The sequence below is a fragment of the Marinobacter suaedae genome, from assembly GCF_030519635.1.
GTDB lineage: Bacteria > Pseudomonadota > Gammaproteobacteria > Pseudomonadales > Oleiphilaceae > Marinobacter > Marinobacter suaedae.
On record NZ_JAUMIS010000001.1, the window covers coordinates 694,279 to 720,284 of the forward strand.

23 protein-coding genes are annotated in these 26,006 nt (G+C 56.5%); 15 read left to right on the plus strand and 8 right to left on the minus strand.

Annotated elements, in window-relative coordinates:
- Positions 1 to 101: 101 nt before the first annotated feature.
- Positions 102 to 1,355 carry an OmpP1/FadL family transporter gene (locus tag QVZ43_RS03225; RefSeq protein WP_223794352.1) on the plus strand — a complete coding sequence of 418 codons (1,254 nt, stop codon included), beginning with the start codon at positions 102 to 104 and terminating at the stop codon, positions 1,353 to 1,355.
- A 79-nt stretch (positions 1,356 to 1,434) separates the two neighbouring features.
- Here the strand turns inward: QVZ43_RS03225 and QVZ43_RS03230 are convergent, their stop codons facing one another.
- A complete protein-coding gene (locus tag QVZ43_RS03230) occupies positions 1,435 to 2,370 on the minus strand; it encodes a D-2-hydroxyacid dehydrogenase (protein WP_223794353.1) in 936 nt (311 codons plus the stop codon).
- A gap of 77 nt (positions 2,371 to 2,447) precedes the next feature.
- Here QVZ43_RS03230 and tmpT point away from each other — a divergent pair, with 77 nt between their 5' ends.
- The 4 genes from tmpT to QVZ43_RS03250 all read left to right on the plus strand — a co-directional run bounded on the left by tmpT (position 2,448) and on the right by QVZ43_RS03250 (position 8,218).
- Complete coding sequence (tmpT, locus tag QVZ43_RS03235) at positions 2,448 to 3,101, plus strand: thiopurine S-methyltransferase (protein WP_223794354.1); 654 nt, start codon at positions 2,448 to 2,450, stop codon at positions 3,099 to 3,101.
- A 306-nt stretch (positions 3,102 to 3,407) separates the two neighbouring features.
- Entirely contained in the window at positions 3,408 to 5,330 is a 1,923-nt protein-coding gene (locus tag QVZ43_RS03240) for a PrkA family serine protein kinase (RefSeq protein WP_223794355.1), read from the plus strand.
- Positions 5,331 to 5,363: 33 nt separating this feature from the next.
- Positions 5,364 to 6,656: a YeaH/YhbH family protein gene (locus tag QVZ43_RS03245; RefSeq protein WP_223794356.1), complete on the plus strand. Its 1,293-nt coding sequence runs from the start codon at positions 5,364 to 5,366 to the stop codon at positions 6,654 to 6,656.
- A complete protein-coding gene (locus QVZ43_RS03250; protein ID WP_302908849.1) occupies positions 6,653 to 8,218 on the plus strand; it encodes a SpoVR family protein in 1,566 nt (521 codons plus the stop codon). Before QVZ43_RS03245 ends, QVZ43_RS03250 begins: the two co-directional genes overlap by 4 nt.
- A gap of 9 nt (positions 8,219 to 8,227) precedes the next feature.
- On the opposite strand, the gene QVZ43_RS03255 is transcribed toward QVZ43_RS03250, so the two are convergent.
- Both QVZ43_RS03255 and QVZ43_RS03260 read right to left on the minus strand, forming a co-directional pair.
- Positions 8,228 to 8,959: an LrgB family protein gene (locus QVZ43_RS03255; protein WP_302908850.1), complete on the minus strand. Its 732-nt coding sequence runs from the start codon at positions 8,957 to 8,959 to the stop codon at positions 8,228 to 8,230.
- Positions 8,952 to 9,335, minus strand: a complete 384-nt coding sequence (locus tag QVZ43_RS03260) for a CidA/LrgA family protein (protein ID WP_223794359.1) — start codon at positions 9,333 to 9,335, stop codon at positions 8,952 to 8,954. Before QVZ43_RS03260 ends, QVZ43_RS03255 begins: the two co-directional genes overlap by 8 nt.
- A 213-nt stretch (positions 9,336 to 9,548) precedes the next feature.
- Between QVZ43_RS03260 and QVZ43_RS03265 the strand changes: the two genes are divergently transcribed.
- Complete coding sequence (locus tag QVZ43_RS03265; RefSeq protein ID WP_223794360.1) at positions 9,549 to 10,985, plus strand: WS/DGAT/MGAT family O-acyltransferase; 1,437 nt, start codon at positions 9,549 to 9,551, stop codon at positions 10,983 to 10,985.
- Here the strand turns inward: QVZ43_RS03265 and QVZ43_RS03270 are convergent.
- Positions 10,982 to 11,611, minus strand: a complete 630-nt coding sequence (locus QVZ43_RS03270; protein WP_223794361.1) for a TetR family transcriptional regulator — start codon at positions 11,609 to 11,611, stop codon at positions 10,982 to 10,984. The genes QVZ43_RS03265 and QVZ43_RS03270 overlap by 4 nt on opposite strands.
- Positions 11,612 to 11,803: 192 nt before the next feature.
- Between QVZ43_RS03270 and QVZ43_RS03275 the strand changes: the two genes are divergently transcribed.
- Positions 11,804 to 12,907: a ferredoxin reductase gene (locus tag QVZ43_RS03275; protein WP_302908851.1), complete on the plus strand. Its 1,104-nt coding sequence runs from the start codon at positions 11,804 to 11,806 to the stop codon at positions 12,905 to 12,907.
- Between the two features lie 53 nt (positions 12,908 to 12,960).
- Complete coding sequence (locus tag QVZ43_RS03280) at positions 12,961 to 14,052, plus strand: fatty acid desaturase family protein (protein ID WP_302908852.1); 1,092 nt, start codon at positions 12,961 to 12,963, stop codon at positions 14,050 to 14,052.
- Here the strand turns inward: QVZ43_RS03280 and QVZ43_RS03285 are convergent.
- Complete coding sequence (locus QVZ43_RS03285) at positions 14,040 to 14,477, minus strand: RrF2 family transcriptional regulator (RefSeq protein ID WP_302908853.1); 438 nt, start codon at positions 14,475 to 14,477, stop codon at positions 14,040 to 14,042. The genes QVZ43_RS03280 and QVZ43_RS03285 overlap by 13 nt on opposite strands.
- A gap of 254 nt (positions 14,478 to 14,731) precedes the next feature.
- Between QVZ43_RS03285 and moaA the strand changes: the two genes are divergently transcribed.
- Positions 14,732 to 15,724, plus strand: a complete 993-nt coding sequence (gene moaA, locus QVZ43_RS03290) for a GTP 3',8-cyclase MoaA (RefSeq protein WP_223794365.1) — start codon at positions 14,732 to 14,734, stop codon at positions 15,722 to 15,724.
- 9 nt (positions 15,725 to 15,733) lie between these two features.
- On the opposite strand, the gene hemN is transcribed toward moaA, so the two are convergent.
- Positions 15,734 to 17,152 carry an oxygen-independent coproporphyrinogen III oxidase gene (gene hemN, locus QVZ43_RS03295; protein ID WP_302909635.1) on the minus strand — a complete coding sequence of 473 codons (1,419 nt, stop codon included), beginning with the start codon at positions 17,150 to 17,152 and terminating at the stop codon, positions 15,734 to 15,736.
- Between the two features lie 203 nt (positions 17,153 to 17,355).
- Here hemN and QVZ43_RS03300 point away from each other — a divergent pair, with 203 nt between their 5' ends.
- From QVZ43_RS03300 to QVZ43_RS03320, 5 genes are all read left to right on the plus strand, one after another.
- Complete coding sequence (locus tag QVZ43_RS03300; protein WP_302908854.1) at positions 17,356 to 18,888, plus strand: cryptochrome/photolyase family protein; 1,533 nt, start codon at positions 17,356 to 17,358, stop codon at positions 18,886 to 18,888.
- Positions 18,889 to 19,207: 319 nt separating this feature from the next.
- Positions 19,208 to 20,767 (plus strand): sialidase family protein, encoded by a 1,560-nt coding sequence (locus QVZ43_RS03305; RefSeq protein ID WP_302908855.1) that lies wholly within the window; start codon positions 19,208 to 19,210, stop codon positions 20,765 to 20,767.
- A 234-nt stretch (positions 20,768 to 21,001) separates the two neighbouring features.
- Positions 21,002 to 22,135 (plus strand): IS30 family transposase, encoded by a 1,134-nt coding sequence (locus QVZ43_RS03310; protein WP_302908856.1) that lies wholly within the window; start codon positions 21,002 to 21,004, stop codon positions 22,133 to 22,135.
- Between the two features lie 281 nt (positions 22,136 to 22,416).
- Entirely contained in the window at positions 22,417 to 22,749 is a 333-nt protein-coding gene (locus QVZ43_RS03315) for a YnfA family protein (RefSeq protein ID WP_302908857.1), read from the plus strand.
- 75 nt (positions 22,750 to 22,824) lie between these two features.
- A complete protein-coding gene (locus QVZ43_RS03320) occupies positions 22,825 to 23,226 on the plus strand; it encodes a MerR family transcriptional regulator (RefSeq protein ID WP_302908858.1) in 402 nt (133 codons plus the stop codon).
- Positions 23,227 to 23,726: 500 nt separating this feature from the next.
- Here QVZ43_RS03320 and QVZ43_RS16515 read toward each other — a convergent pair whose 3' ends face one another.
- A complete protein-coding gene (locus QVZ43_RS16515; protein WP_478219522.1) occupies positions 23,727 to 23,969 on the minus strand; it encodes a hypothetical protein in 243 nt (80 codons plus the stop codon).
- Between the two features lie 397 nt (positions 23,970 to 24,366).
- On the opposite strand from QVZ43_RS16515, the gene QVZ43_RS03330 reads away from it, so the two are divergent.
- The gene (locus QVZ43_RS03330; protein WP_302908859.1) at positions 24,367 to 24,699 is read left to right on the plus strand and encodes a BON domain-containing protein; all 333 of its coding nucleotides are present in this window, start codon (positions 24,367 to 24,369) and stop codon (positions 24,697 to 24,699) included.
- A 329-nt stretch (positions 24,700 to 25,028) separates the two neighbouring features.
- Here QVZ43_RS03330 and QVZ43_RS03335 read toward each other — a convergent pair whose 3' ends face one another.
- The gene (locus QVZ43_RS03335) at positions 25,029 to 25,994 is read right to left on the minus strand and encodes a zinc-binding metallopeptidase family protein (RefSeq protein ID WP_302908860.1); all 966 of its coding nucleotides are present in this window, start codon (positions 25,992 to 25,994) and stop codon (positions 25,029 to 25,031) included.
- Between the last annotated feature and the right edge of the window lie 12 nt (positions 25,995 to 26,006).

A 26,006-nucleotide genomic window follows, 5' to 3' on the forward strand; every position in this document is an offset into this window, starting at 1 on the left:
CAGACTGCATAACCATATGGCATGAATTTACTTCCAGTTATATAGCGATTCCTGTAGAAATGTCTGCGAAATTGACGAATTTTCCGAACAGGTGTTCCTTTATGCGTCTGCAGTATTCTCTGGCCCTCGTTGCGGCCACCGCCATCGCTCCGGGTGCCGCCCTGGCAACCAACGGTTACTTTGCCCACGGCTACGGCACCATCAACAAAGGCATGGCCGGTGCCGGAACAGCCCTGGGACAGGACAGCATTGCCGCCGCGACCAACCCCGCCGGTATGGCGTTTGTAGGTGACCGGATGGACGGTGGATTCGAGATCTTCTCGCCCAGACGCCAGTATGAAGTTGAGGGAACGGTTCAGGCGCCTCCCGCCTTTTCACTGCAGCCGGGCACCTATAAAAGCAGCCGTAACGGTTTCGTGATTCCGCACCTCGGCTTTAACCGGCAGGTCACCGACGAGCACACACTCGGCGTATCGGTGTTTGCCAACGGTGGCATGAACACCTCGTACCCCGGCAAGAACGGCGGTCCCTTTTATGGTGGCCGCACCGGTGTCGACCTCAAGCAGGTATTTATCGCGCCGACCTGGTCCTGGGAATTCGCGGACAATCAGGCCTTCGGTATTTCCCCCCTGATTGCCTATCAGCAGTTCGAGGCCAAGGGACTGAGCCAGTTTGCGCCCTTCTCTTCCGACCCTGACGCGCTGACCGACAACGGCACCGACGATGCCTGGGGTTACGGTTTCCAGATCGGCTGGCAGGGTGAAATCACCGACACCCTGCGCGGCGGCGTCAGCTGGCGCAACATCCTGCACATGAACGAATTCGACAAGTATCAGGGCCTCTTTGCCAGGCAGGGGGACTTCGATATTCCCCAGATGTTCAAGGCGGGCATAGCCTGGTCTGGGATTCAGGATCACTGGATCCTGCTGGATGTTCAGCACATCCGCTACAGCGAAATTGACAGTGTGGGTAACCCGCTGCTGCCGAACCTGCAGACCGCCCAGCTGGGCAACGATGACGGCGCCGGTTTTGGCTGGGACGACATGACTGCCTACAAGCTGGGCTGGCAGTGGCAGCAGACCAGGGAGCATGCCTGGCGCGCTGGCATAAGCTACGGCAAGAACCCGATTTCCAGTGAAGATGTGCTGTTCAACATCCTGGCCCCGGGCGTTCAGGAGTGGCATGTCACTGGTGGTTTCACTCACAACCTCACCGCAGATCTGCAGTTGTCCGGCATGGTGTTCTATTCACCAGCCAAAGAAGTGAAGGGCCCCAATCCGCTGTCACCTAACCAGACCATTGCGCTGGAGATGTACCAGGTCGGCGCCTCCGCCAGCGTCGGCTGGAGCTTCTAGGACGGTATAGAAATTGAGATAAACAACGGACGATCTCACTCGCCCCGGCACTGCCGGGGCTTTTTTATTTGGGCGGCGTCTAGGCGACGGAATTGAGATTGCCCGCTGTGATATTCACGATGCGCTGTCGTGCCTCCCGGCTTGCCCAGGCTGAGTGCGGTGTAACGATGAGATTGGGGATGTCATCCGCCAGCAACGGATTCCCATTGCGGGGCGGCTCTTCGGTCAGCACATCAAATCCTGCACCACCGATCTGGCCTGAACGAAGCGCATCGGCCAGCGCCTGCTCGTCCACTAACCCACCGCGGCTGGTGTTGATCAGCAACGCGTCGTTTTTCATCATGCCCAGCTCACGGGCGCCGATAAGATTGCGGGTCTCCTCTGTCAGCAAGCAATGCAGTGACAGTACATCCACTTTCGGCAACAGCTCGTCCAGGGGAACCCGTGGAATGCCATCCACTTCCCCGGCCTCCTGCCCCGGCCTGGCCCCAAGCAGAATATTCATTCCGAAGGCCCTGGCTCGTTCGACCACGCCCTGCCCCAGATCACCGTAACCAATGACCCCCAGTGTCCGGCCTTCCAGCTCTAGAATGGGATGGTCCATCAAACAGAACATATCGCTTTTGGCCCATCGCCCTTCGCGAACGTCCCGGTCGTAATCCAGCAGACGAGTCGCCAATGCCAGCATAAGCGCCAGGGTGTGCTGGGCGACCGTCGAACGGCCATAGTTGGTCACGTTCATCACGCGAATGTCATGGTCCCTGGCGGCCGCCTGATCGATGTTATTCAGACCGGTGGCGACCACGGCGATGTGCTTCAATTCGGGACAGGTTTCGAAATGGGATCGCTGCAACACCACTTTGTTGGTGATAACAGTGTCGAATCCGCGAATTCGATCCAACACCTGCTCCGGTGTCGTTCGTCCATGTTTCACCAGCGAACCGGTGGCCTGCTCGATGGGCGACAGGTCGACGTCGCTTCCCAGTGTATCGGCGTCGAGAAAGACGGCTTTCATGCTTTTCTTTTCTCCTCCATTCAGACACGCACAGATTAGGTTAGACTGAAGCAAACGTGCAAATGAGGGCCTCGATCATGGAGCATCAGTTCTGGCACGAGCGCTGGGCTAAAAAGGAAATCGGTTTTCACGAAGGAACGGTGAACCAGTACCTTCACGACCACTGGCCGGATCTGGCCGGAGCCTCGTCCGATGCGGTTCTTGTTCCACTCTGTGGCAAAGCCCACGACATGTGGTGGCTGCACGACAGGGGCCATCCGGTGATTGGTGTCGAGCTGAGCCCGGTCGCCTGCAAGGACTTTTTTGAGGAGGGACAGGAGAAAGCCAGGGTGCATCCCGGCGAACCCTTCACCACCTTCAAGCACGATGATCTCGAACTCTGGTGCGGTGATTTTTTCCAACTGGTACCGTCGGACCTCAAGCACGTTCGTCTGGTCTATGACCGAGCCGCGCTGATTGCCCTGCCACCCAATATGCGCAGGGGCTACGTTGAGCATCTGACCGCCATCATTCCGGACGGCACCCGCATCCTGCTGATCACCCTGGACTACGACGGGCAACTGCAAGGCCCTCCGTTCAATGTCAGTGACGATGAAGTCCGGGAACTCTACGCCGACGATTACGACATTGAACTCCTGCTCACCAACACCCTGCCCCGGGACCACCCGTTCACCAAGCGCAAAGGGCTGGATGGCGCTACGGAAAGCGTGTTCCGGCTGATCAAGCAGTAGTCCCCTTCGGCGACAGTTTGTCAGGGCGCATGAATTTTTTGTGCGCCCCGGCCACAGCGCTACAAAAAGGCGCCGCGCCTAACATATTTTAATGAACCTTAACCACTTCCCTGCTGTCCTAATTTTCGAGCGTGAACTAAGCTCAGGATAAGTAGCTGCCACAAGAGCAAAAACGCCAGGCAGCTCGTAAACACCTTCCTTTTCACCCATAACGAAACAGACCGCCCTGAACGGCGGAACCGATGCAACGGGGATATTGCGTGAACTGAGTACTGACTTTTTCAGAGAGCAAGCGAGGCGCCATCTATGACCATCATGCAGCACTTCAAGGACCGGTATGCCAGCACCCAGGAGGAAGAATTTACCCTGGAGGAGTACCTGGAAATCTGCAAAAAGGACCCAACGGCCTATGCCACGGCCGCTGAACGAATGCTGATTGCCATCGGCGAACCCGAACTGATTGATACCTCACGTGACTCCCGCCTGTCGCGCATCTTTTCCAACAAGGTCATCAAGCGCTACCCGGAGTTTTCCGAGTTCTACGGGATGGAGGAAGCGGTCGAAAACATCGTGTCCTTCTTCCGGCATGCTGCCCAGGGCCTGGAAGAAAAGAAACAGATTCTGTATCTGCTTGGCCCCGTCGGCGGCGGTAAGTCCTCTCTGGCTGAAAAGCTCAAGGCACTCATGCAGAAGGTCCCCTTCTACGCCATCAAAGGCTCGCCGGTGAACGAATCGCCGCTCGGCCTGTTCGACCCGGCCGAAGACGCGCAGATTCTTGAAGAAGAATACGGCATTCCCTCCCGCTACCTGACGTCCATTATGTCCCCCTGGGCCGTCAAACGGCTCCACGAATACGGGGGTGACGTCAGCCAGTTCCGGGTCGTGAAACGTTACCCGTCCGTGCTCGATCAGGTGGGCGTGTCCAAAACCGAGCCGGGCGATGACAACAACCAGGACATCTCCGCCCTGGTGGGCAAGGTCAACATCCGCATGCTGGAAGATTTTTCCCAGGACGATCCGGATGCCTACAGCTTCAGCGGTGGCCTGTGCAAGGCCAACCAGGGCCTGCTGGAATTCGTGGAGATGTTCAAGGCACCGATCAAGGTTCTGCATCCCCTGCTGACCGCCACCCAGGAAGGCAACTACAACACCACCGAGGGCATGGGTTCTGTGCCCTTCGATGGCGTGATTCTCGCCCACTCCAACGAATCCGAGTGGCAGACCTTCCGTAACAACAAACACAATGAGGCATTCCTGGACCGGGTATACATCGTCAAGGTGCCCTATTGTGTGCGGGTAACGGAAGAGATCGAGATCTACAAGAAGCTGCTCAAGAACAGTTCACTGTCCGGCGCTCCCTGTGCCCCGGACACCCTGGACATGCTGGCCCAGTTTTCCGTGCTCTCACGTGTTAAGGAGCCGGATAATTCCAGTATTTTCTCCAAGATGCGGGTATACGATGGCCAGAACATAAAGGACACCGATCCCAAGGCCAAGTCCATTCAGGAGTACCGGGACTCTGCCGGTGTGAACGAGGGCATGGACGGTCTGTCGACCCGCTTTGCGTTCAAGATCCTGTCCAAGGTCTTCAATTTCGATACCACCGAAGTGGCCGCCAACCCGGTCCACCTGCTGTATGTGCTCGAGAAGCAGATCGAGCAGGAACAGTTCCCGACCGAAACCCAGGAGCGCTACCTGCGCTACATCAAGGAATTCCTGGCGCCCCACTACGTCGAATTCATCGGCAAGGAAATCCAGACCGCGTATCTGGAAAGCTACAGCGAATACGGCCAGAACCTGTTTGACCGTTACGTCACCTATGCGGACTTCTGGATTCAGGATCAGGAATACCGGGATCCGGAAACCGGGGAGATTCTCGACCGTTCTTCCATCAATGACGAACTGGAAAAAATTGAGAAGCCGGCCGGCATCAGCAACCCGAAAGACTTCCGCAACGAGGTGGTCAACTTTGTTCTGCGGGCTCGGGCCAACAATCAGGGCCGCAACCCGTCCTGGCTCAGCTACGAAAAGCTGCGCGCTGTGATCGAGAAGAAGATGTTCTCCAATACCGAGGATCTGCTTCCTGTCATCTCGTTCAACCCGAAAGCAAGTCAGGAAGACCAGAAAAAGCACAAGCAATTCGTGGAACGCATGGTCGACCGGGGTTATACCGAGAAGCAGGTACGCCTGCTGGCAGAGTGGTACTTGCGGGTTCGCAAGTCGCACTAAGCCTGTGACCGAGCGCTGAACGGGAGTTACGCTATGGGTATGACTCACGTCGTCGACCGGCGACTGAACGGCAAGAACAAGAGCGCTGTGAACCGGGAACGGTTCCTGCGCCGCTACCGGCACCACATCAAGAAAGCCGTGTCGGATGCTGTGCAGCGCCGCTCCATCACGGACATTGAGCGGGGTGAGCACGTCAGCATTCCGACCCGGGATATCGAAGAACCGATCTTCCACCACGGGCAGGGAGGCAGTCGGGAAGTCGTGCATCCGGGCAACCAGGAGTTTGTCGCTGGCGACACCATCCCCAAGCCCGGGGGCGGTGGCAAAGGCCAGGGACAAGGCAGCGCCAGTCCGGATGGCGAAGGCATGGACGAGTTTGCGTTCCAGATCACCCAGGACGAATTCCTGGACTTCCTGTTCGATGACCTGGAACTGCCCAACCTTGCCCGTAAAAAGCTCAAGGATACCGAGTCGTTCAAGTACGTCCGCTCGGGCTTCACCACTCAGGGCGTGCCCGCCAAGCTGGACGTTGTGCGTTCACTCCGTGGTGCCCATGCCCGCCGCCTGGGTCTGGGCGGTGCCCGGAAGAAAAAGATCCGGGAAATGGAAGCGCAGCTGGAGGCACTGAAAGCCGCCCCGGCGGAGCTGGACCCCGCGTTCAGTCACGAAGATCAGGTGCAGGCGCTGGAGGAAGAAATCGCTCGCCTGAAGGCCAATGTACGTCGCATTCCCTTCATTGACGAAATCGACCTGCGCTACCGCCAGCACCTGAAGCACCCCCAGCCGGCCACCAGTGCCGTGATGTTCTGCCTGATGGATGTATCCGGGTCCATGACCCAGATGCACAAGGACATTGCCAAGCGTTTTTTCATCCTGCTCTACCTGTTCCTCAAGAAGAACTACAAGAAGATTGACGTTGTCTTCATTCGCCATCACACCAGCGCCAAGGAAGTGGATGAAGAGGAGTTCTTCTACTCCCGGGAAACCGGCGGCACCATCGTCTCGAGCGCACTGAAGCTGATGAAGAAAATCGTCGACGCCCGCTACCCGTCTTCAGAGTGGAACATCTATGCCGCCCAGGCATCCGATGGCGACAACTGGAATGACGATTCCCCCGTGTGCAGCAAGATTCTGGCAGAAAGCCTGCTGCCGCTGGTTCAGTACTACGCCTATATTGAGATAACGCCGCAGGATCACCAGATGCTCTGGTACGAGTACGAAAAGATCATGCAGGAGTTCCCACAAAGTTTTGCCATGCAGCAGATAGCCGACCCGGGCGAGATTTACCCGGTGTTCCGCCAGTTGTTTGAGAGGAAAGCCGCATGACCGATTTCGTGGATCGCCCCAACTCTCCGGAGGAGCCGGGGCAACCCAGAGCCGATGAGCCGATATCCAGCAGCTCCGAATGGACCTTCGAACTGATTCAGCGGTACGACGAGGAAATCGCCAGGTGTGCACAGGAGTTCGGGCTGGACACCTACCCCAATCAGATTGAAGTGATCAGCGCCGAACAGATGATGGATGCCTACAGTTCCGTGGGCATGCCAGTGGGCTATCACCACTGGTCATTCGGCAAGCAGTTCCTGAGCACTTCCAAGAGCTACCAGCGCGGACAGATGGGGCTGGCCTACGAGATCGTGATCAACTCAAACCCCTGCATCGCCTACCTGATGGAGGAAAACACCCTGCCCATGCAGGCGCTGGTGATTGCCCACGCCTGTTACGGCCACAACTCCTTTTTCAAGGGCAATTACCTGTTCCGTACCTGGACCGATGCCAGCGCGATCATTGATTACCTCGTATTCGCCCGGAACTTTGTTGCCGAGTGCGAGGAACGCCACGGCGTCGAAGCGGTGGAGGAAATCCTGGATTCCTGCCATGCGCTGATGAACTACGGCGTGGACCGGTACAAGCGCCCGGCCCCGATTTCTGCCGTGGAAGAGCAGCGCCGACAGCAGGAACGGGAGGAGTACCAACAGCGCAGGATCAACGATCTCTGGCGCACCATTCCTCACCACGATGACATTGATCCCGTCGAGCAGAAAAAGCGGTTCCCCGAGGAACCCCACGAGAACATTCTCTATTTCATCGAAAAGAACGCGCCTCTGCTGGAAACCTGGCAGCGGGAGATTGTCCGTATCGTTCGCAAGCTGGGGCAGTACTTCTACCCCCAGCGCCAGACCCAGGTCATGAACGAGGGCTGGGCTACCTTCTGGCATTACACCCTCACCCACCGGATGTACGAGAAAGGTCTGGTCAACGACGGCTTCATGATGGAGTTCCTGCAAAGCCACACGGCCGTGGTATACCAGCCGCCGTTCAACAGCCCCTGGTATTCGGGCATCAACCCCTACACCCTGGGTTTTTCCATCTTCACCGATCTGCGCCGGATCTGTGAAAATCCTACCGAGGAAGATCGGGAGTGGTTTCCCGACATCGCGGGTTCAAACTGGTTGGAAACCCTGCACTTCGCCATGAAGAACTTCAAGGACGAGAGTTTTATCCTGCAGTTCCTGTCACCCAAAGTCATGCGGGATCTGAAGCTGTTTTCGGTTCAGAACGATGATCAGGAAGACGTTTACCGCGTCACCGCCATCCATGACGATCCGGGCTATCGACCGCTGCGGGAAAAGCTGGCCCGCCAGTACAACCTCAGCTACCGGGAGCCCAACATCCAGGTCTGGAACGTCGATGTGCGCGGCGACCGGTCACTGACCCTGCGTCACGTTCCCGTTGACCGGGTGCCACTGGGCGAAGATACCGATGAAGTGCTGCGCCACGTGCACCGTCTGTGGGGATTCGATGTGCATCTGGAGAGCGTCGACAACGACAAGGTTGTGGAGGAGTTTCACTGCCCTCAGTCACAGGCCAATGCCCCAACCGACTGAGTTTCTTGCTCACAACAGACTTTGGAGCCAGTCCACCATCCAGGGCACGATCAGGGCGGTGGCAAATGCGGACAAGGCCATCGCCAATCCCGAGAAAGCCCCCATCTGGGAGCTGACCTGAAACGCCCGGGCCGTCCCAATACCGTGGGCGGCAACCCCCATGGCAATGCCTTTGGCGGTGTCATCCTTGATACGCAGCCATTCAAACAGCTTGGTGCCCAGAACCGCTCCGGTGATGCCTGTAATCACCACCAGCACCGCCGTCAGTGAGGGCAGCCCGCCAATTTTCTCCGAGATCCCCATGGCCACCGGAGCCGTTGCCGACTTGGGTGCCAGGGACATCTGGATTTCCGCCGAGCCACCCAGTAACCAGGCCAGCCCTATGGAGCTGCCGGCCGCAATAATTACACCGCACACCAGCGAAATGGTAACGGGAAGCCACAGTTGTTGAAGCCGACTGAATTGCTCGTAAAGCGGCACCGCCAGGGCCACTGTCGCAGGCCCCAGCAGGAAGTGCACAAACTGCCCGCCTTCGAAATAATCGTCGTAGGAGGTCCCAGTCAGCAGCAAGACACCAATGAGCATGGCCACGGACGTGACCACCGGATTGGTCAGCGGATTGGAGTTGGCACGAAGATACAACCGATAGGCGAGCGCGTAGGCCACCATAGTGATGGTCAGTCCAAGCAGCGGCGATGCGGACAGGTAAACCCAGATATCCCTCAGGTTCGGATCAGTCATCATCAGCTCCCGCCCCGTTATCCTGAGGCCGTGCCAGCCAGCGGGTGGTCAACTGCATGATCAACGCGGTAGCGACCATGGTAAGGACAGTGCTCAGTAGCAAGGCAATGGTGATCGGCAACCACTCTGCGGCGATGCGATCAAAGTGCACCATCATTCCCACGCCCGCCGGCACGAACAGCAGGGAAAGGTGGGAAAGCAATGCCGACGAAGCCTGATCCAGTGACTCCGCCGTTCGCCCCCGAATCCACAGGGTAATAAACAACAACACCATGCCCAGCACCGGCCCCGGAATGGGGACGTCCGCAAGACGCACCGTCACTTCACCGATCAACTGGTAAACCAGTAACCAGGTAATGCCATGGATAAATGACATAGGCAGAAGGCCTGTTCGCTAAGAAAGTCCTTTATGATCAGAGCATAGCCGGACAAGGCACTGGCGAACAGCAAATAGGGGCATTTGCGACAACTGTGAAATGTCGAAAAACCCTATCGGATTATCGACCGCATCATCGTGAACCGATCTTGATATCAGTATACTGAGGGAACACACCTTTTAACTTTTAATATTCGTGGAGTAAGACAAGGAATGAAACGCCTGGGAACATTGGATGCCTCATGGCTGGCAGTTGAATCTGAAGACACCCCCATGCACGTGGGCAACCTGCAGATTTTTTCACTGCCAGAAGGCGCTCCCGATACCTTTCTGCGGGACATGGTGACCCGCATGAAAGAAGCTGGTGATGTCGCACCGCCCTGGAGCTACAAGCTGGCCTGGCCTGGAGCCTTCGGTAAGTTAGTGGCCCCCGCCTGGAAAGAAGACAAGGCCATTGATCTGGATTACCACGTGCGCCACTCGGCCCTGCCCCGACCCGGCGGCGAACGGGAACTGGGGATACTGGTATCGCGCCTGCACTCCAACCCGCTGGATTTCCACCGGCCACTCTGGGAGTGTCACGTAATTGAGGGGCTGGAAAATAACCGCTTCGCGCTCTATACCAAGATGCATCACTCCCTGATCGATGGTATCAGCGGCGTCAGGCTTTTGCAGCGAGTGCTGACCACCGATCCAAACAAAACCAACATGACCCCGCCATGGTGTGTAAAGCCCGCATCCCGGCGCGCCAGCAAAACCGATACCGAAGCCAGCATTCCTGCCGCCGTTTCTCAGGCAATGGAAGCCCTGAAGCTTCAGGCAGGTATGGCCCCGCGGCTTGTAAAGGCAGGCAGCCGGCTTCTGCATTCGGCACGCCACCCGGAAGATGGGCTGCCATTCCCGTTCATGGGCCCGGTTTCCAAGCTGAATCATCGTGTCACCGGTCAGCGTCGCTTTGCTACCCAGCATTATCAGCTGGAGCGGATCAAGGAGCTGGCCCGCGAGTCCGGAGGCTCGCTGAACGACATCGTACTGTACCTGTGCGGTACGGCCCTGCGCCGCTTCCTGCTGGAACAGGGTGAACTGCCGGATACTTCCCTGACGGCAGGCATTCCAGTGAACGTCCGTCCGGCGGACGATCAGGGCACGGGCACCCAGATCAGCTTCATGATTGCGTCGCTGGCGACCGACGAGCCAGACCCGCTGAATCGCCTGCAGCAGATCAAGAATTCCACCCGTATAGCCAAGGAGCACCTGCAGAAACTGCCGAAAGCGGCGCTCACCCAGTACACCATGCTGATGATGTCGCCTTACATCCTGCAGCTGATGTCCGGGCTTGGCGGGCGCATGCGTCCGGCGTTCAACGTCACTATTTCGAACGTACCGGGTCCACAGGAAAGCCATTACTACGAGGGCGCCAAACTGGAAGCCATGTACCCGGTGTCCCTGATCACCCATGGCGGCGCACTCAACATTACCTGCCTGAGCTACCATGGTTCCCTGAACTTCGGCTACACCGGCTGCCGTGACACCTTGCCCAGCATGCAGAAGCTGGCGGTGTACACCGGTGAAGCACTGGATGAACTGGAAAGTCTGGTGATGCCGCCGAAACCAAAGCAGACCCGGAGAAAGGCACGCAAATCGGCCTAACCCGTGCCACTCTGCCAATGATTGGCACCGACAAAGATCAGTTGAAGGAAGCGGATCGTCCGCTTCCGGATCTGGTCCATCTGGTAGTCGTCATTGGCAGACACCCTCAGTAGATCCGTCAGGCTGAATGCAACAGTTCGAACCACCAGATCACAGGCCATATCCAAATCGCCGTCGCTCAGGTGATCAAGCAGCTTTAATCGTCTGAGATCATTCGCCAGTTCAGTAGCGAAGAACCGAATCTCGCTTCGAATGCCATCCTGAACCGCCCGGCTTTCGCCGGCCAGCCCCTGGGCCATAAACAGGAAGAAACTCTGATTCGCCCGTCCGTGGCTGATAAAAATATCCACCGACTCGGCGATTAGCTTGTCCGCCTGTGACACGTGCGCCCGGGCTTCCCGCATCATCCGGCGTAATACCAGCCCAAGCTCGTCCACCAGCTGCAAGCCAAGGTCGTCCATGCTTCGGAAATGCCGGTAAAAAGAGGTTGGCACCACACCCGCCTGGCGGGTCACCTCCCGAATCCCCAGGCTGTCAAAATGACGCCCACTCCCCACCAGGCTCAGCGCCGCGCCCATCAGTTTTTCGCGGGTTTCTCCCGGTTTCCTGCGCCTTTTTTCCGCCATGAACTGCTCACATCAGTTATCAACAAAACAACGTAACAAGTGTACACATCCGCCTGGAGAAATGAACCGGCGACTTGTCATTCCACGCCAGAAACTGCGTCCTTGTTGTTGCTCGACCAATCCCTGTGTACAGTCGCACACATAAGTGAACAATTGTACACTAGAGTGCAGGCAATACCATGGAGAAACGCGATGTTAGCGAAAGAGAAACCAAGCAAAGCACTCCGGTGGCTGGGCAAGCAGCTGTTTAACCGGGAAAATCCCGCTGCCTTTTTTGACCCACTACTGGAAAGCCTCAACCCGATGTGGGTGCGTGGTTACACACCGGCAAGGGTAGAACAGGTCCTTGAGGAAACCGCAGACACCAAGACCTTCATTCTGAAACCAACTCAACGCTGGAGCGGATTCGAAGCGGGACAGCATGTGAACATCTGTACCGAAATTGATGGCAGACGCCACACCCGCCCATTCAGCCTGTCCAGTTCACCGGTTCTCTGGCAAGAGCAGGGCGTGATAACGCTGACCATCAAGCGCCTGCCCGGAGGGCTGGTGACCAACTGGCTGCACGATCGGCTAAAGGTGGGTGCCGTACTGGGGATGAGCGACGCCTTTGGTGACTTTCTGATTCCGGAACCCGCCGCCCCGGTGCTGTTCATTGCCGGCGGCAGTGGGATCACACCGATTCTGAGTCAGTTGGAAACCATGGCGACGCAGGATTACCGGGCACCGATCACCCTGCTCTATTTCGTGCGAACCCACGACGATGTAATTGCCGGTTCCCAGCTAAAGGCCCTGGCGGCCCGTTACCCGGCCCTCACCCTGAACATCGTCGCCACCCACGAGGGTGCCGGCCCACGCTACCTGTCGGACGAGGATCTGGCCACCGTGCCCGGACTGAAAGCCCGCAAGGCCTTCCTGTGCGGCCCCAGAGGACTGATGGAACTGGCGGAACATCTGCTCAGGGGTCGTGGCATCCAACAGAGCGACATTCACTGCACGTTCTTCGCTGCGCCCAGTGCCGGACTTTCAGATCAAGCCGTCGGCGGTCAGGTGCAGTTCACTGAAAGCAGCCTGGAAGTCGGCTCCCAAGGCGACGCCAATCTGCTGGAGATTGCCGAGGCCGCCGGCCTGTCACCACGCTACGGTTGCCGCATGGGCATCTGCCATCAGTGCAGCTGCAGAAAGACCAGCGGCACCGTCATCAACCGGCTGACGGGCCAACCATCCGGCCCCGGCGAAGAGATGGTCCAACTATGTATTTCGATACCCCAGGGTCCGGTTTCCATTGAAGCCTAGCCCTTCAGCGAATACCAACGCGGTGCAACTGAAGCACCACAAGGAGTAAGACAATGAAATGGATGACCGAAGCACAGCTCAGAGAACTGGAGCAGGATTTCAATGCCATTCGCGACCAGGTTGTCGCGGATCTTGGCGAGCGGGACGCGACCTATATACGCCGCATTGTCCGTCTGCATCGCACCCTGGAAGTGGCCGGTCGGATGACCATGCCCTTTGGTTTCATTCCGCCGGTCTTTGTCGGCGCAACCCTCGCACTGGGCCTTTCCAAAATTATCGAGAACATGGAAATCGGCCACAACGTCATGCACGGCCAGTACGACTGGATGAACGATTCCAGCCTGCACTCGCAGAGCTACGAATGGGACACCGTCTGTACCGGCGAATCCTGGCGCCGGACCCACAACTACGAACACCACACCTACACCAACATCATCGGAAAGGACCGGGACTACGGCTACGCATTGCTGCGTTTGGACGATGACGAACAATGGCGCCCAAGGCACAGCCTCCAGTTCATCAACTACATCCTGCTGAGTGTCTTCTTTCAGTGGGGCGTGGGTTTGCACGAACTGGAAAGCGAACGCATTCGTCGGGGCGAAATCCGCGTGAAGGACAAACTGCCATTCCTGAAAGACTTCTTTCGCAAAGGCGGGCGCCAGGCGTTCAAGGATTACGTGTTCTTTCCCCTGGTGACCCTGCCGGTTGCACCCATTGTCCTGGCCGGAAACATCGGCGCCAACCTCATTCGCAACCTGTGGTCATCCACGGTCATTTTCTGCGGGCACTTCACCCAGCAAGCCGAGACGTTTACCGAGGCGGAGTGTGAAGGTGAGAGCCGGGGGCACTGGTACCTGCGCCAGCTTACCGGTTCGTCCAACTTTACCGGTGGCAAGTGGCTTCATCTGCTGAGCGGCCATCTGAGTTTCCAGGTCGAACATCACCTGTTCCCGGACCTGCCCGCGCACCGCTATCCGGAGATCTCGGAGCAGGTCCAGGCCGTGTGCCAAAAGCACGGCCTGCCCTACAACACCGGCAGCTTTGCCCGACAATACGGTTCCGTCCTCAAACGAATTGCCGCCTTTTCTCTGCCCAACCGGATTCGCACCCGGCTGCCCGCCCTGAGCATGGCTCATGCCACGTGAAGCAGCCGTAACAGCTGAGGCCGGTGATGATCCTGGATCACATCGGCCAGCGTGTAGTTATCTAGTACATCCAGAAAAGCCTGCAGGGCCTCCGCAAACATGGGTTTCAGGCCACAGACTGGGGCAATCCTGCAGGCGGTCTTGGGTGCGAAGCACTCCACCATTTTGAGATCCTGTTCGGTTTCCCGTACCAGCACTCCGATATTGACATCAGGAGGCTCCATATTGAGCCGCATGCCCCCTTTCTTGCCGCGAACCGTTTCGATGTAGCCGTGCCTGTTAAGCTGGTGAACCACTTTCATCAGATGGTTCCTGGAAATGTCGTACTGGTTGGCAATTTCCTGGATGGTGACCAGCCGGCTTTTCTGGACTGCGAGGTAAATAAGTACGCGTAATGAATAATCGGTATAGCGGGTGATGTGCATCGGATGCCTCCCCGATTTCTGAACAGATGAGTCTGAGCCCCTTTGGTCTCAACTTCCCTGGCAGAGCAAAACCGGACACTGCGGCACCGCCAAATGAAAGGAATACCTTAAAAGCAGAATATCACCTCTCCGGGATTTTGCCCGAAATGGGTCAGAATTCTTCCTTTTCGAACGTCCCCTCAACGGGCTAACCTGCCATATATCAGCTATGCTTCGGTAAAGTGACCCGTTAACCTGGACAGGAATGCGACATAATGGCACGGACCCCGCTGACAGATCGTTTTGGTCGCACGGTAAACTACGTGCGCCTGTCGGTGACTGACCGATGTGATTTCCGGTGTGTCTACTGCATGTCAGAAGACATGACATTCGTTCCCCGAGAGCAGGTTCTGACCCTGGAAGAGCTTGCCAAAGTGGCTCGCACCTTCGTTGACCTTGGCACCCAGAAAATACGCCTGACCGGAGGCGAACCCCTGGTACGAAGGGACATTCTCGAACTGGTCAGGGAAATAGGTACCTTTGGTTTACGTGATTTCGCCATGACCACCAACGGCAGTCAGCTGCCCACCATGGCGGAGTCACTCAGGGAAGCGGGACTGAAGCGCCTGAACATCAGCCTCGACTCACTGGACGCCGACAAATTCCACCGCATCACCCGCACCGGCAAGCTGTCGCAGGTGCTGGATGGTATCGACGCTGCCCGGGAAGCGGGTTTTGAAGGCATCAAGCTCAACACGGTGGTTCTGAAAGGTCGTAACCACGAAGAAATCCCGGATCTGGTGGATTTCGCCCGGCAGAAGAACATCGACATTACCTTCATCGAGGAAATGCCCCTGGGCGAGATTTCCGAGCACGACCGCGGCCTGACCCTGTGCACCAGCGATGAAGTCCGGGACATCATCCGCGAACGACACGAACTGATCCCCACCGCAGAAGACTCCGGTGGCCCGGCCCGCTACTACCGGATGCCTGACAGCAACACCAAAGTGGGCTTTATCTCGCCCCACTCCCACAACTTCTGCTCGACCTGTAACCGTGTACGGGTCACCGTGGAAGGACGGCTGCTGCTGTGCCTGGGCAATGAGCACTCGATGGACTTGCGACGGGTATTGCGAAGCCATCCGGATTCGGACGACAAACTGCGGCAAACGATCATCGAAGCGATGGATCTCAAGCCCGAACGCCACCACTTTGCCAGTAATGGGGACGTTCAGATCCTGCGATTCATGAACATGACCGGCGGCTGATCCGCCGGTTCAGATGATTCGGGAAAAGCGCTGGCTGGCGCCTTCCTTTCGGTACAGATCAAAAATCTGGCAAATCGCCCTAATCAGCAACCGGCCTGCGGGCTGCACCCTCAATGCCGTGCCAAGATCGGCTACCAGACCATCCTCCATCATCGGCTGAAGCCGGCTCAGCTCATCGGCAAAGTACCGATCGAAGTCCTCATTCCACTGCGCTGAAAACTGGCTTCGATCCAGCCCGAACTGGCAGATCAACTGCCCGATGACCCAGCGGCGAATGCGATCATCCCGTGACAATCCCACACCTCGGGTAATCGCCAACTGGCCTGCATCGACGGCCGATTCCCAGGCCGATAAATCATGATGATTCTGGAAATAGGCGTCGTCGGTCTGCCCGATGGCCGAGACCCCCAGGGATACCAGATCGCAATCCGAGTGGGTGGTGTAACCCTGGAAATTCCGGTGCAACCGGCCCTCGCGCTGTGCCACCGAGAGACTGTCGTCCGGCTTGGCGAAATGATCCATGCCGATGTATTCGTAACCTGCCTCCAGCAACCGGTTAATCGTGTTGTGCAGAATAGTCAACTTCTGCTGGGGACTGGGTAGAGTGTCCGCCTGAATGCGCGTCTGGGGATAGAACCGATCCGGCAGGTGCGCATAACTGAACACGGACAACCGATCCGGTGACATGTCGATCACCGCGTCCAGCGTCTCCGCGAAGCTCTCCGGCGTCTGGTGCGGCAGCCCGTAGATCAGGTCGAGATTGATAGACCGGAAACCAATTCGACGAGCTTCATTCAGCACCGCCTCGGTCATGTCCTGGGGCTGAACCCGGTTCACCGCTTTCTGAACCGCCGGATTCACATCCTGCACACCCAGACTGATACGGTTGAAGCCCAGCTCCCACAGGGTGGAGAGGGTATCGTGATCCACTTCCCGCGGATCGATTTCCACACTGTAATCCCGCTCATCCGAGGTTTGCAGGTTGAACAGCTCACCATAGCCGGCCATGAGGTGACGCATGACATCGGTGGGTAGGAACGTGGGTGTACCGCCGCCCCAGTGAAGCTGGCTCACCGGCCGGTCGGCACCGAACATTTTTGCCTGCATGGCCGCTTCTTTCAGCAGGCGCTCCACGTAAGGCATCGCCTTGTCCCGCTTCTTGGTAATCACCTTGTTACAGGCGCAGTAGTAGCAGAGGTGAGCGCAGAACGGCAGGTGGGTATAGAGTGAAATGGGTCCGCCTTTGGCGCGACTCCGGCCCGCCGCTTTGACCATATCCTCAATACCGAATTTGGGAGTGAACTCCACCGCCGTCGGGTAGGACGTGTAACGAGGCCCGCTGAGGTCATAACGGCGAATCAGGGCATCGTCCCAGAGAAAATCCGGAAGTTCATTGGAAACGGCAACGGCTGCGGAATCAGGGGCCATAGAAAACTCGGTATGGTTGAGTGAATGGTGTGCATTAACAAGGGCCGCCATTGTCGCCTAATCCCGTGCTGACGCACTTGACCAGAGTCAGATGCGCAACACTTTGGGCATCGCCCCCAAGCACTTCGTCTGAACCAGCAGCGCACAATGGGCGTACTCTGGCTAGCCTTACTTCCATAGTGTAGACGCCGGAGCCTCACCCGATGGCCAACCTGATTCTGATCCTCGGCGACCAGCTCAGCCCGCAGATCAGTGCCCTTGAAAATGCGAATCCCGCGGATGACCGTATCGTGATGGCTGAAGTGGCCGACGAGGCCGGCTATGCCAATCACCACAAGAAGAAGCTGGTTCTGCTGTTCAGCGCCATGCGCCACTTTGGGGAGCAACTGAAAGCGGCTGGCTGGCGAGTTCACTACCATGACTTTGCAGCGGACTCAGAGTATAAAAGTCTGGAAGACGTGGTTGCCGGACAGCTGACGGCACAGTCCTGCGAACGAGTCATTACCACCGAGTGCGGCGAATGGCGCCTGCACGAACAGATCAGCCAATGGCACACCCGGCTCGGTGTGCCGGTGGAAATCCGACCGGACACCCGGTTCATCGCCAGCAAAAAGGAGTTCGCCGACTGGGCCGAGGGCAGGAAACAGCTACGGATGGAGTTTTTCTACCGGGAGATGCGCCGCAAGACCGGACTGCTGATGACCGCCGACGGTGACCCGGAAGGCGGCCATTGGAACTTCGACGCCGACAACCGAAAGAAGTGGACCGGCAAGCCCGCCGCACCCGCCCCCTTCCGGCTGGAACCGGATGACATCACCCGGCAAGTCATCGAACTGGTGAACAGGCACTTTGCCGACCACTTCGGCACCACCGAAGACTTTCACTTTGCGGTCACCCGACAAGATGCCGAGGCCGCTCTGGAACATTTCATTGACTACGCCCTGCCCTGTTTCGGCGACTACCAGGACGCCATCTCCGATACCGAGGACTGGCTGTTCCACTCCATTCTCTCCCCCTACATCAACTGCGGCCTGCTGGACCCGCTGACAGCATGTGAAGCCGCCGCTCAAGCCTGGTATTCCGGTCGCGCGCCAATCAATGCGGCGGAAGGATTTATACGTCAGATCATCGGCTGGCGGGAGTTCGTCCGTGGTATCTACTGGCTGCATATGCCCGATTACGCGAAGGAAAACCGTCTGGGTAATAGCCGATCCCTTCCCTGGTTCTACTGGTCCGGGAAAACCCAAATGCGCTGCATGCACAAGGCCATCGATGCCACCCGCCGAAATGCCTACGCCCATCATATCCAACGCCTGATGGTCACCGGCAATTTCGCCCTGCTAACCGGCATCAAGCCCCAAGAAATCTGCGACTGGTATCTGGCGGTGTACGCCGATGCCTACGACTGGGTGGAGCTGCCCAACGTGCTGGGTATGGTGATGCACGCCGACGGAGGATATCTGGGCTCCAAGCCCTACGCCGCCAGCGGCAAGTACATCCATCGCATGTCCGATCACTGCGCCAACTGCCACTACAACGTCAACAAAAGCACCGAGGACGACGCCTGCCCGTTCAACGCCCTGTACTGGCATTTCATCGACCGGCACCGGGATGACTTCGAAAACAACCCCCGCATGGGCATGATGTACCGCAACTGGGACAAGCAGAGCCCAGATCGGCGGGAGGCGTTACTAACAAGAGCGGAATGGCTCTTGGACAACGTAGAGAACCTTTGATGCTGCCGGAACACTGCCCAGCTTGAATGGTTGCGCCGCCATAGTGTGGCCGCTTCGATATTTTCCCACCCAATTAAACAAAAGCGGACATTAACGCAGCGCCGACTTCTCCCTTTTTTTACTCTCTGATTTTAGCTTGCAAAAACGTGCACGAGTGAACCGCGTGCAAACTTTGAAAGAGGCATATTTAGCCAAGCTGATCAGCTTCCCTGGCACGAGCCTATAAAAATGCTTCGAAAAACTAGGACTAAAGTCGCATATAATCGGGAATTCTTGCCAAGTCGTTGGTTGTATGGTCCGGTATATGAACAGGTTATTTATGCGCACACGTATCGTAGTATCTGGTTTTCTGCTTGCCCTTCTTGTTGGATGCGGCGGTGACGGTTCCTCTTCTTCTGATTCTCAATCTTCAAATTCTGCTCCGTCTGGCACCGTCTCCATTGCAGGCGCGACGGCCGAATACGAGACGCTCATCGCCTCGAATAATCTTTCCGATCCTGATGGCATGGGCAATGTCAGCTATCAGTGGATGAAAGATGGCGCCGAAATCGCTGGTGCGTCCACCAGCAGTTATGTCCTGAGCTATTCCGACATTGGTTCAGTCATTACCGTCATCGCGTCCTACACGGATGATGCCGGCAACGACGAGAGCATCGAAAGTGATCCCACTGCGGCTATCAGCCCCGTAAACGAATTCATGTCATTCTTTTCTGACGATAACGTTTACGTGAATACATCCAGAGACTCAGGTGCCAGTTGGGACGGCGTGATGCCTTTTTCGGTGAGCGGTGCCGATGCACCGTATGGATACGATGGCGCCGCGACGTCTGACGGCAAAGGCAACATCATCGCAGTTTGGGGCGCAGAAGAGATTTCTGGCTTCGGCACCGAAATTGACCTGGCTTACAAAGTTTCCAGTGACAATGGCGCTACATGGAGCGCTCTGGCCACGTTAAACAGTGAGGCTGCAACGGATTCTGGTGACGATGAATACCCAAAGATTTTAACAACGGGTAACGGGCGTTGGATCGTCGTTTGGCTAGCGGATGTGGGCGGAAGTGATAACATCCTCTACTCAATATCCGATGACAAGGGTGCTACCTGGACGCCCCAGGCCTCCATCTATTCAACCACCGACACTGTATTCAATGGCCAACCCTGTATGGCTAACGATGGCGGTAACAACTGGGTCGTCGCCTGGAGCAGTACCTACGACACCGGGAGCATAGGGACCGATACAGACATTCTCTATACCTATTCCAGAGACAACGGGGATACGTGGAGCATCCGCGCAGCTCTGGATTCTCGCGCAAGCAGTGATAGCGCTGCCGAAACAACCTGCACCTTGGTGATGGATGCCACCGGTAATGCTATTGCCGCTTGGTTGAGTACGAATGATCTGGGCGGCACGATTGCCACGGATTTAGATGTCTTTGTTTCCACCTCCTCCGACTTCGGCCAAACCTGGTCTACCTCTGCCGTTGCCAATGACGATGCGGCAACTGACGGTAGATTTGATCGAGAGCCGATCCTCGCCATGGATGATTCCGGCAATGCCCTTTTGGTTTGGTCCGGACTCCGCTCCGGGTCAGCGTACGACCTGTTTGTCACCTCTACGTCAGACTACGGCGCAACTTGGAGTAGCGTAGGGACGGTAAATAATGCTGCGTTTACCGATCCAACGGATGATCGCGCACCAACCATAGCAACCGATAAAGAGGGTAACTGGTTGGTGGTCTGGAGAGATCTCTCGCAGTCAAACTCAACCATCAGTAGCAGCGTGAGCACCGATTACGGGCAGAGCTGGAGTGATAAGGTCAATGTTGATGAGGGTGCCATGGGGGAAAGCGCATTTTACAACTTCCTGACGGTTTACTAGCGGTTGTTTGACCTCTTGAGGCCCCGTTAATCGGGGCCTTTTTTGTGGGCATTATCCCGTCCTGAAATACGTTGTCATCTGTAGAAGAGCAGATGGATAAAGTGACTTCCACGAGCAACAAGCCCACCGGCTGTTTAGCCTAGGCATTATCCGATCATATGAATGTCCGCTTTGCGAGGTGGATTCAATCGGTGAGCGCAACACCCTATCGTAGAGCCATCGATAGAGGTGACCATGAAACAACGTAGACGGATTTACTACAGCAAAGAACAGTGCGATCTCATGTGGGAGCACTACAAGAAGGGATGGTCGCTATCGGCGATCGCGAGGCTCTTCGAACGCAACTCTTCCTCCGTCCATACTGTTTTCGCCAGGACGGGTGGCATTCGGCCGCCAGAGCGAAAACGGCCTCAAACGTCGCTGTCGCTCGCCGAACGTGAGGAGATATCCAGAGGGTTGGTTGCGGAACTATCGATCAGACAGATAGCTGCGCAGCTTTGCAGGCCCCCTTCAACAGTTAGCCGAGAAATCAGTCGAAATGGCGGACGGAGCGCTTACCGGGCCGTGACCGCAGACGAAGAGGCGTGGCGCAGGGCTGAACGCCCAAAGCCCTGTAAATTGGTGACAAACCGGGCGCTTTGCGACATCGTGGAGACCCTGTTGATGCAGCATTGGTCACCCCAACAAATAGCCGGTTGGTTGAAGCGAAAGCTGCCCAATCATGAGCAATATCACGTGTCGCACGAAACGATTTACAAGACGCTCTTTATCCAGGCCAGAGGCGCGCTGAAGAAGGAATTACAGGCCTATTTAAGGTCTCAACGCACCATCCGCAGAGCACGATCCTCCACCTTGAAAAAGAAGCTGGGTGGCATCGTTGGTGCCGTCTCCATCCGTGAGCGACCAGCCGAAGTTGAAGACCGAGCGATTCCTGGCCACTGGGAGCGCGACCTTTTTGGGGGCACCAGGACCAGTTATGTCGCCACCTTGGTGGAGCGGCGCTCCCGCTATGTAAATCTGGTAAAAGTAGACGGACGCTTCTCTGACGACGTCGTACCCGCTCTCATCACCCAGGCCAAAGAAATACCAAGCCAACTGTATAAAACGCTAACGTGGGATCGCGGTACGGAGATGGCCACGGACATCCAAGTGTACTTCTGCGATCCCAGGAGCCCCTGGCAACGCGGCTCAAATGAAAACACCAACAGACTTCTCAGGCAGTACCTACCTAAAGGCACTGACCTGTCGGTACACTCACAGGCAGAGCTTGATGAAATAGCGCGGCAGCTTAACACCAGGCCCGGAAAAACACTGGATTATGAAACGCCAGCAGAGCGCTTCGCGGAGTGTGTTGCATCGACCGATTGAATCCACCGACCGGCGCCTCCGCTTTTGCTCCGAGAACCGCTAGGCGACCGCCACCGCATTATCTCAATTTGGGCAGATAGGACCCGATTTTGGCCTTTCTCCGCGCAATTTATGGCGGATTCCTAGAATTTCGTGCCTTATTTCCTTCGCCATTTGTAGAGATTCGTGCAAGGTATCCAGAAGAAGTCATCGAAGTTGGGCGCAGGGCCGGAGTCACTAACAGGCAAAGCTCCCACAGACTTTTTATGGATAGCGTACGATACTGCCAGGGAGTGAAATATTTGCCTGAACTGAAGACTGTCGGTCTTTTCCTCATTACCGCATTGGCAGAAATTCTCGGTTGTTATCTGCCTTATCTCTGGCTTCGCGAAGGCAAAACCATCTGGCTTCTGGTGCCTGGTGCGCTCAGTCTCGCGGCATTTGCATGGCTGCTCTCATTGCATCCTACGGCTGCGGGCAGAGTCTATGCGGCGTACGGCGGGGTCTATATCTTTATGGCAATCCTTTGGTTATGGATTGTGGATGGTATTCGTCCAACCGCTTGGGATTTGCTGGGCTCCTCGATCGCTTTAGTGGGCATGGCCATCATTATGTTTGCACCGCGCACCACATAGGAAATCTTTTGCATTCGTTTTGGCCGAGAGGTCCTCTTTGCCCTGGCTCAACCACATGCTCAAAAAGGAAATTTGATGCTTATTGGAAAGCTTGCCTCAGAAAGCGGTCTCTCTAAAGACACGATCCGTTATTACGAAAAACGCGGCCTGTTGCGCAGCGGATGTAAGAATATTCAGGGAAATGGGTACAAAAATTACCCAGCCGAGGCGCTGGAAAGACTGCATCATATAAGAGAATTTAAAGAGCTAGGATTCACTTTATCGGAAATCGGTGAGCTTCTAGATATGGTCTCGCGCCATTCAGACGCATGTGCGGGGTTGCCAGAAAAACTCGATAAAAAGATTGGGATTCTGGAAAAGAAAATGAACATGCTAGCACTCTATAAAAATAGACTGGAGGCCGTGCGGCAATCATGCGATGGGCAATGTTCCAAGCCCACCGGCCTCCCTGAATGCTTCAACTCTTTCTGCTGCTAAGCGGGTTATTACTGCAGGCACAATCCAGATTACAGGTGTCGCGTTTCCGACTGATCTTCGGATACACCAGCAAAAAAAGCGTTGCGACAAAGAACCCGAGAGCGGCTCTTTCCAAATAAATGCCTAAACCCGAAATAGTAGTGATGCCCAATACGATGGTCAGCGCTGAAGCAACACAGCAACCCACGCACAGTGCTAAGGTGGTCCACGTCAGGGTCTTTACTTTCTTGCCACGAGGTTTGGTTCCGGTATCCATTTCACGCTCCATTCACGATGTTCATTAGGAGCCTAAAGTGTGGAGTATGGTCCATGGTCAAGCCGTCTGGCTGTAAATTCTGAATGTCCGCTTTGCGACCCACGCAGCCCCGCCTGGTATCTCAACAAAAGCGGACATTCGCTTGCCCCCAATTGTCGGACAGTCATCTATGGCCCCGGGGTGGACGATGTTGAAGCGGCGGCGAACCGTTTGTTTTGCCGCGGGCCTTCCTTCGATGAACCCATCATCTGGCCAAAGGGCCGAAGGCGCTAAAATGAACAAGGACACCATTGAAGGCAACTAGAAAGAACTGAAGGGCAAGGTGAAAGAGCAGTGGGGCAAGCTGACGGATGACCGCCTTGACGAGATTGCTGGCAGGCGCGAACAACTGGCCGGCGAGATGCAGCAAGCTTATGGCATCACAAGAGACGAAGCTGATGACCCGTAGTGCCTTGACTGAGCTGCCTGCTAGCGTTTTCGCAGGCATTGTTTGGCCTATCAACGTCTTTACATCGAGGGCGCAGAATCGGGCGACAGCAAAACGAAACGCTTCGTTATTTTTCTGCGCTCTGTGGGCCAGCGTACATACCAGGCAACGCCTCTCATCCTAATCTAAACCCCGATGTGGCAATGGACCAGCCAATACAAGGTAGTTACATCATCCGCCGCAGGGAACGCGGCCCAACCAGATCTACGGTCTCTCAGTCGTTATCGTTCGGGCCATTCTTTCCTTTCTTGGCTTTCGCTGAGGCGAGGCGGAATGTGGGCTGAGCAGGCCACAACCGGAAATTTTCAACTTGTGTGTCCTATCGCACTGACCGCTACTTTGGACCATGCCAAACTGAAAAAAGACGTTTACAGCTCCAACAACATAGGAGTTGAGCATGACAACTTACAGATTCCCATTCGCACATTTTTTGTCCGCGCTGATGCTCGGGCTGGCGCTAGTTTCGACTGCGGCCTGTACCTCAACGTCAACTCGACAAAGCACTGGCGAGTACCTTGACGATAGCGCCATCACCATCAAGGTAAAAAGCGCTATTTTAGGTGACCCCGAACTAAAGGTATTCCAAATCAGCGTCAAGACCTACAACGGAACCGTGCAACTGAGCGGCTTCGTCGACTCAGAGTCGATGGTCGACCGTGCCACGGAAGTGGCGGAAGGGGTCTCGGGCGCGCAAGCCGTCAAAAACGATTTGCAGGTAAAGAAACAATAAGTGCGCCGGCGGACGGATATTTAACGCCTCGCCCTGCCCCTGTCGACGGTAGGCGCGCGACTTTGCTGATAGACGTGATGTTGCTCCATGGCAAAACTCGTTGGCTCATAGCTTAACCTGCGGTTTTTCGATCCTGACCAGGTCGATCGGATTGAGGCTCTTTGTTCTAGCGCTCCTATCGAGGGTAGCCCAAGCCCACAGTAAATACGCACTCCGTATGCAAGAACATTAGGACTTAGCCCCACTGGCTGGCTTTGGTCAGTGGGCTTTTATTACTCGGGACAGCACCCCGCACGGGCGAACAGATTCGAACGACGGTTCGACGCCCCCTAACGCCCCTGGGCGCCTCGGCGCAGCCAGCCGTGGACAAAGGCCAGCTTTTCACGCGCTCTGCTAGAGAGCACGAAGGGATAAAGATCGGAAAGGCCCATGGATCGGTTCACGTGATTCACGGCTACCGTCAGCGACGCAGCCACTTGAATCAGGCGCTCAGCCTCAGGCTCTGCATAGGGATCCCAGCCGTTTTCCGGGAGCTGGGGTGAGTTTAATCCGGCGGCCCCGAAACTGTCGGTGATGTCCGTCAAGTGCAAAAGGTGGGCGGCGGTTTCAGCCCAGTCTTCATGGGGGTGGGTGGAGGCGTAGCTGGTCAAAAAATGGCTCCTCCAGTCCGGCGGAGGACCACTGTCATAGTGGTGCCGCAGCGCGGCGCGGTAGTCCTCACGCTCGTCACCAAACATGGCGCGAAAAGCCTCCAAAAAGTCCTCACGCAGGCTCAGGCGCCACCACAACATGTGGGAGATTTCGTGGCGCATATGGCCAACCATCGTACGATAAGGTTCTTGCAGGGCCTCCCGCCGCGTGGTTCGAATAACCGGGTCTGCCTCTGCCACGCTGATGGTCACGACACCCTGAGCGTGACCCATGAAAACCGGCGTCAGCCCCTCCGCCAGCATGCGGAAGACCGGACGGCAGCCGGAGTCTTCAGGCCGGAACCAGGACCAGCGCCCCAGATTGTCCAGCACCCAGCGTTTTGCAGCTTCGGTGTGGGCCCAGTTGGGTATGGCGCCGGGAATGTTCGGATTCGGCGCTAGAGCGGTCATAGCACAGGAACGACAAAAAGCCCCCTGTTCCGGTGCGATCCAGTTACAGCCAATCACCTCACGGTTGGCACAGAAAGCCGGCACGGACACAAAGGCCCTGGCCTGAGGATCATAGGCAACGGGAGTGCCATCTGCAGTGGCCAGGTTATCGAACCAGAGGGCACCGGCACCGACCGGGTTGGTAAAAACACGCATAAGCCACCTTTT